Here is a 12,098-nt window from a genome sequence, read left to right as displayed (position 1 = left end):
CCGCCGTACCCGCCCCGCGTTTTCCCTCACCGCCCGCCCGTCCCAGGGAGATCCAGCCATGCCCGAAGTACCCCGGAAAGCGGCCCTCGCCCTCGCTGCCTCCGCCGCCATGGCACTGCTCGCCACCGCCTGCACCGGTCAGCCGAGCTCCGGCGCGAACGACGACGCGTCGAAGGACACGACCATCAACTTCTGGCACGCCTGGAGCGATCCGAGCGAGGTGAAGGCCGTCACGTCGCTGATCGACGGCTTCCGGAAGGCGCACCCCAACATCCGCGTCAACGTCGTCGGCAACATGACCGACGACAAGATCAACCAGGCGCTGCGCACCGGCGGCGACAAGGCGCCCGACGTGATCTCCTCCTTCACCACCAACAACGTCGGGAAGTTCTGCTCCTCGGGCGCGCTGGTCGATCTCAACCCGTTCTTCGAGAAGACGGGCACGGACCCGGAGAAGACCTTCCCCAAGGCGATGAACGAGTACACCCAGTTCGACGGCAGGCGCTGCACGGTGCCGCTGCTGGGCGACGCCTACGGCCTCTACTACAACAAGGACGCCTTCGCCGCCGCCGGCATCGAGAACGCCCCGAGGACCTGGTCCGAGTTCGAGGCCGACGCCAAGAAGCTGACGATCCCCCAGGGCGACGGCTACCGGCAGCTGGGCTTCATGCCGGACTACCACGGCTGGGAGTCGACGACCGAGCACTACTTCGCGCAGTTCTCCCCGTCGTACTTCGACTCCAGCGGCAAGTCGAACCTGGCGAAGGACCCCGCGTTCGAGAAGGGCTTCACCCTTCAGAAGCGGCTCGTGGACGAACTCGGCGGCTACCGGAAGCTGGAGAAGTACCGCGCCACCCTCGGCGACGAGTGGGGCCCCAAGCACCCCTTCCACACCGGCCAGGTGGCCATGCAGCTCGACGGCGAGTGGCGGCTGGGCATGGCCGAGGAGGCCAAGCCGAAGTTCGAGATCGGCGTCGCCCCGCTGCCCGTCCCCGACGACCAAACCGACCAGTACGGCAAGGGCTACATCACCGGCACCATCGCCGGCATCGCCGCCACCAGCAAGAGGCAGAACGCGGCCTGGGAGCTGGTGAAGTACATCACCACGGACACCGACGCGGTGGTCGGCTTCGCCAACGACATCCACAACGTGCCCTCCACGCTGGCCGCGCTGAAGTCCCCGAAGCTGAAGTACGACCCGCGCTTCAAGACCTTCCTGGACATCGCCGCCAACCCGTACTCGACCACGACGCCCGCCTCCGTCAACGGCGGCCAGTACCTGGTGTCGATCCAGCAGTTCGGCTACGACTACGAGAGCGGCAGGGCGAAGGATCTCAAGGCCGGGCTGCTCAGGACGGCCCAGCAGATCGACACGGACATCGCGCAGGCGAAGTAGGCGCGCATGACCACCGTCACCCTGGCGTCCAAGCGCCGCCGCTCGGCGCTGAAGACCCTCGCCTTCATGTCGCCGTGGCTGATCGGCTTCGCGGTCTTCTTCGCCTATCCGCTGATCTCCACCGTCTACTTCTCGTTCGTGCACTACGACGGCTTCCAGCCGCCGACGTGGCGCGGCACCGGGAACTGGACGTACGTCTTCCAGAACTACCCGCTGTTCTGGCCGGCCCTGCGCAACACCCTGTGGCTGGTCCTGGTGATGGTGAGCCTGCGGGTGGTCTTCGGGCTCGGCGTGGGCCTGCTGATCACCCGGCTCAGGACGGGCACGGGTGTCTTCCGCACCCTGTTCTACCTGCCCTACCTGGCCCCGCCGGTGGCGGCGACCATGGCCTTCGCCTTCCTCCTCAACCCCGGTACGGGCCCGGTCAACTCCCTCCTGGAGCGGATCGGGATCTCCGCGCCCGGCTGGTTCAACGACCCCACCTGGTCCAAGCCGGCCCTGACGATGCTCGCCCTGTGGGGCGTGGGCGACCTGATGGTCATCTTCATGGCCGCGCTGCTCGACGTGCCCACGGAGCAGTACGAGGCCGCGGAGCTGGACGGCGCCTCGCCCTGGCAGCGCTTCCGGTACGTCACGCTGCCGAACATCTCGCCGATCGTGATGTTCGCGGTGGTCACGGGTGTGATCCAGACGATGCAGTACTACACCCAGCCGCTGATCGCCGGAAAGGTCGCCTCGGGTGTGATCCAGGGCGCGGGCACCCAGTTCGAGCCCGGCTACCCGGACAAGTCCACGCTCACTCTCCCTCAGCTCGTGTACAACCTCGGCTTCCAGCGCTTCGACTACGGCTCGGCCTGCGTGGTGGCGCTGGTGCTGTTCGCCCTGTCGATGGTGTTCACCGCGTTCCTGATGCGGCGCCGGGGCGGTCTCATCCAGGCAGGTGACTGACGATGGCCCAAGTGCTCGACAAGCCGCTGGGGTCGAAGACGCGGCCCTCCCCCGCCGCGCGCACGGCCCGCCGCAGGGCGGTGCTGGAGTGGATCGCGGTCCACTCGCTGGGCGTGGCGGCCGCGCTGTTCTTCGTCCTGCCCTTCGTGTTCGTCCTGCTGACCTCGCTGATGAGCGACAGCCAGGCCCTCAGCCGCGATCTGGTCCCGCACACCTGGGAGTGGGGCAACTACAAGCGGGTCCTCGACACCCCGGGCTTCCTCACCTGGTGGAGGAACACGCTGGTCTACGCCGGTCTCGGCACGGTCCTGACCGTCGCGTCCTCGCTGCCCGTGGCGTACGCGCTGGCGAAGTTCCGCTTCCGGGGCCGCAACCTGTCGCTCATGCTGGTGATCTCGATGATGATGCTGCCCCCGCAGGTGATCATCATCCCGATGTACCTGTTCTGGGCCAAGCAGCTGGACCTGTCCGGCACGCTGTGGCCGCTGATCATCCCGATGGCGTTCGGCGACGCGTTCTCCGTGTTCCTGCTGCGGCAGTTCCTGACGACCATTCCGAACGAGTACCTGGACGCGGCGAAGGTCGACGGCTGCGGCGAGCTGCGCACCCTGCTGAAGGTCGTCGTCCCCATGGCCAGGCCCGGTCTCGCGGCCGTCGCCCTCTTCCAGTTCTTCTACGCCTGGAACGACTACTTCGGCCCGCAGATCTACGCCTCGGAGAACCCGGGCGCGTGGACGCTGTCCTACGGCCTGGAGTCCTTCAAGGGGGCCCACCACACCGACTGGAACCTCACCATGGCCGCGACCGTTCTGGTCATGGCCCCAGTGATCCTCGTGTTCTTCTTCGCCCAGAAGGCATTCGTCGAGGGCGTCACACTCACCGGAGTAAAGGGTTGAACAGCATGAAACTCACCGTGGTCGGCGGCGGCTCGACCTACACCCCCGAACTCGTCGACGGTTTCGCGCGCCTGCGGGACACCCTGCCCGTCGAGGAACTCGTGCTGGTGGACCCGGCGGCGGACCGGCTGGAGCTGGTGGGCGGACTGGCCCGCCGCATCTTCGCCCACCAGGGCCACCCTGGCCGTGTCGTCACCACCTCCGACCTGGACGCGGCCGTCGACGGCGCCGACGCGGTGCTGCTCCAGTTGCGCGTCGGCGGCCAGGCGGCCCGCCGGCAGGACGAGACATGGCCCCTGGAGTGCGGCTGCGTCGGCCAGGAGACCACCGGCGCGGGCGGTCTGGCCAAGGCGCTGCGCACGGTCCCGGTGGTCCTGGACATCGCCGACCGGGTCCGCCGCGCGAACCCGAACGCCTGGATCATCGACTTCACCAACCCGGTCGGCATCGTCACCCGCGCCCTGCTCCAGGCAGGCCACCGGGCGGTCGGCCTGTGCAACGTGGCGATCGGCTTCCAGCGCAAGTTCGCGCAGATGCTCGGCATCGCGCCCGCCGACGTCCACCTGGACCACGTGGGCCTGAACCACCTCACCTGGGAGACGGGGGTGCGTCTGGGCGGCCCGGAGGGCGAGGACGTACTCCCCGCGCTCCTGGCCGAGCACGGCGAGACGATCGCCGGCGGCCTGCGTCTGCCCCGCCCGCTCCTGGACCGCCTGGGCGCGGTGCCCTCCTACTACCTGCGCTACTACTACGCGCACGACGAGGTCGTGGAGGAACTGCGCACCAAGCCGTCCCGGGCGGCCGAAGTGGCGGCGATGGAGCGGGAGTTGCTGACGATGTACGGCGACCCGGCCCTGGTGGAGAAGCCGGCCCTGCTGGCCAAGCGGGGCGGGGCCTACTACTCGGAGGCGGCCGTGGACCTGGCGGCGGCCCTGCTGGGCGGAGGCGGCAACCCGTACCAGGTGGTGAACACGTACAACAAGGGCACCCTGCCCTTCCTCCCGGACGACGCCGTGATCGAGGTGCAGGCGGCGGTGGGCTCCAAGGGCGCGGTCCCCCTCCCCGTCTCCGACGTGGACCCGCTGTACGCGGGCCTGATGGCCGACGTGACGGCGTACGAGGACCTGGCCCTGGAGGCGGCCCTGCGCGGCGGCCGGGACCGGGTCTTCCGCGCCCTCCTCGCACACCCCCTGATCGGCCAGTACGCGTATGCCGAGGCCCTCACCGACCAACTGGTCGCGCACAACCGGGAGTACCTCGCGTGGGCCTGACCGCAAGCGTCCTCGCCATCGACGCGGGCAACAGCAAGACCGACGTGGCGGTGGTGGCGGCCGACGGGCAGGTCCTCGCCACGGCCCGCGGCGGCGGGTTCCGGCCGCCGGCCGTGGGCGTCGGGACCGCGGTGGACGTCCTGGAGGAAACGGTCCGGCGGGCGTACGCGCAGGCCGGCGTCACCGCCGCCGGCCATGTCTCGGCATGCCTGGCCAACGCCGATCTGCCGGTGGAGGAGGAGCAGTTGGCGTCCGCCCTGCACGCGCGCGCGTGGGGCACGACGGTGCAGGTCCGCAACGACACGTTCGCCATCCTGCGCGCGGGCGTGGCCGAACCGCGCGGTGTCGCGGTCGTCTGCGGCGCCGGCATCAACTGCGTCGGCATGCTCCCGGACGGCCGCACCGCCCGCTTCCCCGCGCTCGGCCGCGTCTCCGGCGACTGGGGCGGCGGCTGGGGCCTGGCGGAGGAGGCCCTGTGGTACGCGGCCCGCGCGGAGGACGGCCGCGGCGCGCCCACCGCCCTGTCGCGCACCCTCCCCGCCCACTTCGGGCTGGCCTCCGTGTACGCCCTCGTCGAGGCGCTGCACCTGGGGCACGTCGACCACCACCGACGCCACGAACTGGCCCCGGTCCTGTTCGCCACGGCCGACCAGGGCGATCCGATCGCCCGCACGATCGTCGACCGCCAGGCCGAGGAGGTGGTGGCCATGGCCACGGTCGCCCTGACCCGCCTCGGCCTGCTCGACGAGGAGACCCCGGTCCTCCTCGGCGGCAGTGTCCTCGCCGCCCGCCACCCCCGGCTCGACGACGCCGTACGCGACCTCCTCGCCGCGCGCGCCCCCAAGGCGGTCCCGCGGGTCGTCACGGCTCGCCCGGTCCTGGGCGCGGCCCTCCTGGGCCTGGACCACGTGGGAGCGCCGGCGGCGGCCCGGGAAAAGGTGCGGGCCCACTTCGAGCAGTGAGAGACGGCGAGTATCGCAACGATGGGCATTCCGCGAGCGCGGCCGGGGGAACCGAACTGGTTCCCCCGGCGTATTCATGGGCAAGGGGTGGTACGGGGCGAGCGCGCTGCGGCCCGGCCGAGTTCCAGTGAAGGCCGGTGCGGATGTCGGTCCCGGCAGCGATACTTGCGGCGACGGATGACCACGGGGGAGGTCAGCAGTGACACAACCGCCGACGAGCAGATCGGCACCGCCGGGCCCGGGCCTGCCCACCCTGCCGGCGGTTCCGCCGCAGTCCGCGGCCCCCGCCCCTGCCGCGCGGCCTCCCGCACCCCCGCGCCGCACCGCCTTCGCGGAGGGTGCCGAGCGCCTGCGCGCCGCCGCCACCACGGAGCCCGGCCGCCTCCGCATCATCGGCGCCGTCCTCGCCCTCCTCGTCCTGGCCTTCGGCGCCGTCACCGCCCTCCAGGCCACCGACCGCGCCTCGGCCGCCGACGACGTCCTGCACCGCAGCCAGCCGCTCAGCTCCGACGCGGCGGACATCTACCGCTCGCTCGCCGACGCCAACACCATGGCGACCAGCGGCTACCTGGCCGGTCTCCAGGAGACGACGGCCACCCGCGAGCGCTACGAGGCCGACGTCCGCACGGCCGCCGCCAAGCTGGTCACCGCCGCCGCCAACTCCGCCCCCGGCAGCCCCTCCGCGGCCACCATCACCAAGCTCAACGAGCTCCTGCCGCGCTACAAGGGCCTGGTCGAGTCCGCCCGCGCCAACAACCGCCAGGGCTTCCCGGTGGGCGGCGCGTACCTGCGCGCGGCCAACGACACCATGCAGAACGAGATGCTCCCGGCGGCCGAGGACCTGTACCAGAAGGAGAACCAGCGGCTGCGCTCCGACTACGGGGACGCGACACCGTACCCGTGGGCCGCGATCGCCCTCGGCGTCGTCGCCCTGGCCGCCCTCGCCTGGGCCCAGCGGCGCAACTACCAGCGCACGAACCGGGTGCTGAACCACGGCCTGGTCGCCGCGACCGCCGCCACCACCGTCGTCCTGCTGTGGCTGGTGATCGGCCACAGCGTCGCGCGCGCGGGACTCAACGGCTCCTACACGCACGGCGTGCGCTCGCTGAACGTGCTGCACGACGCCCGTATCGCCTCCCTCAAGGCACGCAGCGACGAGAACCTGACCCTCGTCAGCCGCGGCGCGGAGACGAAGACGCTGAAGGACGGCACGGTCATGGACGCCTACGACTGGGCGTACGACCAGGAGCTCGGCACCCTCGCCCGGACGCTGTCCCTGGCCGGCGCCCTCGCCGAGGACCCGGGGGGCAGGAAGCCGGTGGACACGGCGAACGAGTCGATGAAGGTCTGGAAGCAACGACACGAACTGGCCCGCCAGGCCAACGACTCCGGCGACTACCAGAAGGCACGCGACCGGGTCATCGGCACCACCGCCAAGGACCGGACGGAGTCGACGGGTGAGTGCTTCGACAACGTCGACGCCTCCCTCGCGTCGGCGCTCACCCATGAGACAGGCCGGTTCCGGCAGGCCGCGCAGGACGGCCGGGCGGCCATGACGGGCCTGCCGGCCGGCTCGGCGGTGCTCGCGGTGTTCGCAGCGGCCGGGGCGGTGCTGGGCATCGGGCGCAGGCTTTCGGAGTACCGGTGAAAGGGAGCGTGGCAGCGGTGAAAGGGGGCGTGGCGATGCGAGCACGACGTCTGCGGGCCGGCCTGAAGGGCTGGGGCGGTGTCGGCGCGATGGCGGCCGTCTGCGCCCTGGCGCTGGCGTTCGTCCTGCTGCTGCCCCGCACCCAGCCGCAGGGCGCCGGCGGCCCCGCCGCAAGCGGCTCGCGAGCCGTGCAGGGCACGCAGTCCAAGGCGGACAACTGCCAGGACAGCCAGGCGCAGAACCTGAGCCCGTCCCCGTCCGGCGCCGGCGGCCCCACGCTGAGCGCCATCCGATCGCGCGGCTATCTGACGGTCGGCGTCGACCAGAACAGCTACCGCTGGGGCTACCGCAACCCGAACAACGCCTCAGGCGCGCTCGAGGGCTTCGACATCGACCTCGTGCACCGCATCGCCGAGGACATCCTCGGCGACGCGAACAAGGTCCAGTTCAAGGCCATCCCCACCAACGAGCGGATACCCGCGATCCGCAGCGGCCGGGTGGACATGGTGGTGCGCACCATGACCATCACCTGCGACCGGCTGAAGCAGGTGGCGTTCTCCGCCCCCTACTTCCTGACCGGCCAGCAGGTCCTGGCCCCCAAGACCTCCGGCATCACCGGCTACGACGGCTCCCTCGCCGGGAAGAGGATCTGCTCGGCGACCGGTTCCACGGCCTTCGACCACCTGTCCGCCGACACCAAGGACGGCAGGCTCCCCGCGTCCACCGACATCACCACCACCGTCCCCAACCAGCTGGACTGCCTGGTGCGGCTCCAACTCGGCGAGGTGGACGCGGTGGTGACGGACGGCGCGCTCGCCGCCAGCCAGGCCGCGCAGGACCCCACGGTGGCCTTGAAGGGCGCCTCCTTCACCAAGGAGTTCTACGGTGTGGCCATGAAGCTCGGTGCCGACGATCTGGTCCGCCAGGTCAACCGGACACTGGAGAACTACCGCAAGGACGGAGGCTGGAAGGCGTCGTACGGGACGTGGCTGTCCGCCACGCTGGGTAAGGACTCACCGTCGGCCACCGCGCCGACGCCGAGCTACCGGTGACCGGTCACCGGCCGGCGCGGCACCGACGGAACAGCAGAACCGACAGCACACAGGCGACACGCAGCAGCGAGAGGTGATCGATGGGCGTCACGGACCCCGCCGGGCCCGTCATGGACCGGGACGAGGTGGACCGTGCGCTGGCGCGGCTCGGCGCGGAGCACGAGGCCATCGAGACCTCGCTGCTCGCCCTTCAGGACCACGCGGGCCGCAGACTCCTGGAGGGCGCCGAACTGACCGGCGTCACCAAGGAGCGCTGGGCGGCCACGGAGGCGTCGATCACGCTGCTGTGGGCGTACTTCGACGCCTACAGCGGCGCCCTGCGCACCGCCCGTGACATCCGCGCCCGCCGCCGCTGGTCCAGCCGCGAGGACCTGGTGGAGCTGACCGAGCTGCTGCGCGGCGAGTCCGTCACCGTCTCCGGCGCGGCCGCCGCGCCCGCCCTGTCCGGTCCGGGCCGGCTCAGCCAGAGCTTCTCCCTGGCCACGCTGGTGGACCGGATGAACGAGCTGTACGCGAGCGGTCTGGACATGGTGGTCGCCGCCGACGCGGTGTGGTCGGCGCTGCCCGCGCGGATCGATCTGCTGGCCGCCGAGCTCCAGCGCACCCGCCGGCTCGCGCACTCGGTCGGTGTCCGCCCCGGCGAGCACCCGGCGGGCGACGACCTGGAGCGCGTCACGCGCACGCTGACGAGGCTGCGCGCGGAGGTGATCTCCGATCCGCTCGCCTTCTGGCTGCCCGCGCAGGGCAGTTCGGCACCGGGCGGCGGACGGCCGGACACCACGGTGTACGACCGGGAGGCGCGGGCGCTGGACGAGGTGCGCCGGGAGATCGACGCCGTGCTCGGGGTCCGGCAGGACGCCGAGCAGCGGCTGATCAGGCTGCGGGACGTGCTCTCGCGCGCGGACCGCACGCTCGCCGAGGCGCGCACCGCGCGCGGCGAGGTGCTGGCGAAGATCGCCGCCACGGAGGTACCGGTGGTCAGCGGTCCGCCGACCGCCCTCCAGGAGCAGCTGGCGGAGGCCGCCGAGTACCGCAGGCAGGCCCGGTGGCACCGGCTGTCGCCGCTCCTGGAATCGCTGGAGCAGAAGGCGGAGGACGAACTTGAGCGCGCTCGTGAGTCGTTGACGGCGGTCACCGCACCGCTCGCGGTCCGCGCCGAGCTGCGCGGGCGGCTGGACGCGTACAAGGCGAAGGTCGCCCGGCACGGCCTGGGGGAGGACCCGCTGCTGGTCGAGCGGTACGACGCGGCGCGCCGCATGCTGTGGAGCGCACCCTGCGACCTGCGGGTGGCCGAACAGTCCGTGCTGCGCTACCAGCAGGCGGCGGCCGAGCTGCTCGGCGGCTCACGGGTGCCGGAGCAGGGCGGGCCCGAGGGACGGTAGGGGGAGTCATGAGTCAGGCGGGGCAGACCTGTCAGCGGCCGGACTGCGGCGGGACGTACGAGGACGTCGGCGGCGGCGAGCTGTACTGCGACACGTGCGGTCTCGCGCCGGTCGTCTCGGCGACCGGCATGGTGGGCTCGCCGCCCACCGGCGTGACCGGCGGTGGCGGGGACTCGCGGGGTTCGGTGGGCGGCGGCGGTTCGGCCTCCAGTGCCCGCAGTTCCCGTACGTCGTCGCAGTCGTCGAAATCGCGCCGCTCGGTGTCGGGGCGGCTCTCGCGCTCGCTGTCGGGCAAGGCGACCGGCCGGTCGGTGTCGGTGCGCAGCTCCGGCTCCACGACGGGCTCCTCCGGCCGCGGCCGACTGGGCGCGGGTCTGGTGCAGGTGCCGCAGGTGCCGCGGCCCGACCCGCGTTCGATGGTGCTGGAGAACCCCGAGGTGCCGGAGCGCAAGCGGTTCTGCTCGCGCTCGGACTGCGGTGCGCCGGTCGGGCGCGCGCGGGGGGACCGCGCGGGCCGTACGGAGGGCTTCTGCACCAAGTGCGGGCACCCGTACTCCTTCGTGCCCAAGCTGAGGGCCGGGGACATCGTCCACGGCCAGTACGAGGTCGTGGGCTGTCTGGCGCACGGCGGCCTCGGCTGGATCTACCTCGCCGTGGACCGGGCCGTGTCCGACCGCTGGGTGGTGCTCAAGGGCCTGCTGGACACCGGTGACCAGGACGCGATGGCGGCGGCGATCTCCGAGCGGCGGTTCCTGGCGGAGATCGAGCACGGCAACATCGTGCGGATCTACAACTTCGTCGAGCACCTCGACCAGCGCACCGGCTCCCTCGACGGCTACATCGTGATGGAGTACGTCGGCGGCAGGTCGCTGAAGGAGATCGCCAACTCCCGCCGCACCGCGGAGGGCAGGCGCGACCCGCTGCCGGTGGAGCAGGCATGCGCGTACGGGATCGAGGCGCTGGAGGCGCTCGGTCATCTGCACAGCCGCAACCTGCTGTACTGCGACTTCAAGGTCGACAACGCGATCCAGACCGAGGACCAGCTCAAGCTGATCGACATGGGCGCGGTGCGCCGGATGGACGACGACGAGTCGGCCATCTACGGCACGGTCGGCTACCAGGCGCCCGAGGTCGCCGAGGTCGGCCCCTCGGTGGCCAGCGACCTGTACACAGTGGGCCGTACGCTCGCCGTCCTCACCTTCGACTTCCAGGGCTACACGAACGTCTTCGCGGACTCCCTGCCCGACCCCGACAACATCGAGGTCTTCCGCCAGTACGAGTCCTTCTACCGCCTGCTGGTCCGTGCCACCGACCCCGACCCGGCCCGCCGGTTCGCCTCGGCGCAGGAGATGGCCGAGCAGCTCACGGGCGTGCTGCGGGAGGTCGTGTCCCTCCAGACCGGCCGGGCGCGGCCGGCCCTTTCTACGCTGTTCGGCCCGGAACTGCGGGTGACGGACGCGGAGTTGTTCCCGAAACTGGACGGGGACGTGTCCCGGCTGGGGGCGCGGGTGCCACGCCTGCGCGGATCGGCCCCGGCCCTCGCGGCCGGCACCGCGCACGGCCACGGCGCTCCGGGCACGCCGAACGCTCCGGCCCCGGCGCTCGTCAAGCCCGTCGAAACGCCCGCCGCCGCGCTCGCCCTGCCGGTCCCCCACGTCGACCCGGGTGACCCGAACGCGGGTTTTCTGGCGGGCCTGTTGACGTCCGCGCCCGGGGAACTGGCGCACGCGCTCGCGGCGGCGCCCACACAGTCGGCCGAGACCCGGCTGCGCCAGGTCAGGGCCCGGTTGGAGACAGGCGAGGCGGCCACCGCGCTGGAAGTCCTACGCCAACTGGAGCAGCAACACCCGGACGACTGGCGGGTCGTCTGGTACCGGGGCGTGGCCTCCCTGGTCACCGGCGACCACGAGGAGGCTGCCCTCGCCTTCGACGCGGTCTACGACGCCTTCCCCGGTGAGGTCGCGCCGAAGCTGGCGCTCGGCCTGTGCGCCGAGGTGCTCGGCCAGCTCGACAACGCCGCCGAGTACTACCGCCTGGTGTGGTCGACCGACCCGAGCCAGGTCAGCGCCGCGTTCGGGCTGGCCCGCGTGCAGCTCGCCTCCGGCGAACGGCCCGGCGCGGTACGGACCCTGGAGTCCGTACCGGAGTCCTCGATCCACTACACGGCGGCGCGCGTGGCGGCCGTACGGGCACGACTGCGGCACCGTACGGCGGCGGCGTCCGACACGCCGTTCCTGGACGATCTGACGGCCGCCTCCGGGCAGGTCGAGGCACTTCAGGCCTACGGTCTGGACCCCGCCCGGCGGGAGCGGCTGTCGGCGGAAGTCCTCGGCTGCGCCCTGGACTGGGTACTCTCCGGGGGCCGGGCCACCGACCCGGCCGCCCGGCGGGTGCTGCTCGGAAGCGACCTGGACGAGCGGGGACTCCGCTTCGGCCTGGAGCGTTCGTACCGCACGCTGGCCCGGCTGGCGCCCGGTGGCGAGGAGAGGATCGACCTGGTGGAACGTGCCAACCGTTACCGCCCCCGGACGTGGGTGTAGTTG

Annotated in this window: 9 protein-coding genes; all 9 read left to right on the top strand. The window is 71.8% G+C overall.

Translation table 11 applies throughout. From position 1 onward, the window contains the following. Positions 1 to 58 precede the first annotated feature (58 nt). The 9 genes from ABZ818_RS00145 (at position 59) to ABZ818_RS00105 (ending at position 12,095) form a co-directional block, all read left to right on the top strand. Positions 59 to 1,396 carry an ABC transporter substrate-binding protein gene (locus ABZ818_RS00145; RefSeq protein WP_361408347.1) on the top strand — a complete coding sequence of 446 codons (1,338 nt, stop codon included), beginning with the start codon at positions 59 to 61 and terminating at the stop codon, positions 1,394 to 1,396. A gap of 6 nt (positions 1,397 to 1,402) precedes the next feature. After that, positions 1,403 to 2,344: a sugar ABC transporter permease gene (locus ABZ818_RS00140; RefSeq protein WP_361408344.1), complete on the top strand. Its 942-nt coding sequence runs from the start codon at positions 1,403 to 1,405 to the stop codon at positions 2,342 to 2,344. Positions 2,345 to 2,346: 2 nt separating this feature from the next. Next, on the top strand, positions 2,347 to 3,240 hold the full coding sequence (locus ABZ818_RS00135) for a carbohydrate ABC transporter permease (RefSeq protein WP_361408341.1): 894 nt from the start codon (positions 2,347 to 2,349) through the stop codon (positions 3,238 to 3,240). Between the two features lie 5 nt (positions 3,241 to 3,245). Continuing rightward, a complete protein-coding gene (locus ABZ818_RS00130) occupies positions 3,246 to 4,511 on the top strand; it encodes a 6-phospho-beta-glucosidase (RefSeq protein WP_361408338.1) in 1,266 nt (421 codons plus the stop codon). Further along, the gene (locus tag ABZ818_RS00125) at positions 4,502 to 5,473 is read left to right on the top strand and encodes a BadF/BadG/BcrA/BcrD ATPase family protein (RefSeq protein ID WP_361408335.1); all 972 of its coding nucleotides are present in this window, start codon (positions 4,502 to 4,504) and stop codon (positions 5,471 to 5,473) included. Before ABZ818_RS00130 ends, ABZ818_RS00125 begins: the two co-directional genes overlap by 10 nt. Before the next feature lie 199 nt (positions 5,474 to 5,672). Then, positions 5,673 to 7,121 carry a hypothetical protein gene (locus tag ABZ818_RS00120; protein WP_361408332.1) on the top strand — a complete coding sequence of 483 codons (1,449 nt, stop codon included), beginning with the start codon at positions 5,673 to 5,675 and terminating at the stop codon, positions 7,119 to 7,121. Positions 7,122 to 7,156: 35 nt separating this feature from the next. Further along, on the top strand, positions 7,157 to 8,173 hold the full coding sequence (locus ABZ818_RS00115; protein WP_361408329.1) for a glutamate ABC transporter substrate-binding protein: 1,017 nt from the start codon (positions 7,157 to 7,159) through the stop codon (positions 8,171 to 8,173). An 80-nt stretch (positions 8,174 to 8,253) separates the two neighbouring features. After that, positions 8,254 to 9,555, top strand: coding sequence for a hypothetical protein (locus ABZ818_RS00110; RefSeq protein WP_361408326.1), 1,302 nt, complete (start codon positions 8,254 to 8,256; stop codon positions 9,553 to 9,555). Between the two features lie 8 nt (positions 9,556 to 9,563). Further along, positions 9,564 to 12,095, top strand: a complete 2,532-nt coding sequence (locus tag ABZ818_RS00105; protein WP_361408323.1) for a tetratricopeptide repeat protein — start codon at positions 9,564 to 9,566, stop codon at positions 12,093 to 12,095. The last annotated feature ends 3 nt before the right edge of the window (positions 12,096 to 12,098 follow it).

This window comes from Streptomyces sp. NPDC047453 (assembly GCF_040643155.1).
Lineage (GTDB): Bacteria > Actinomycetota > Actinomycetes > Streptomycetales > Streptomycetaceae > Streptomyces.
The sequence above is the reverse complement of the archived record's forward strand: the minus strand, read 5'-3'. Positions and strand labels throughout refer to the sequence as shown.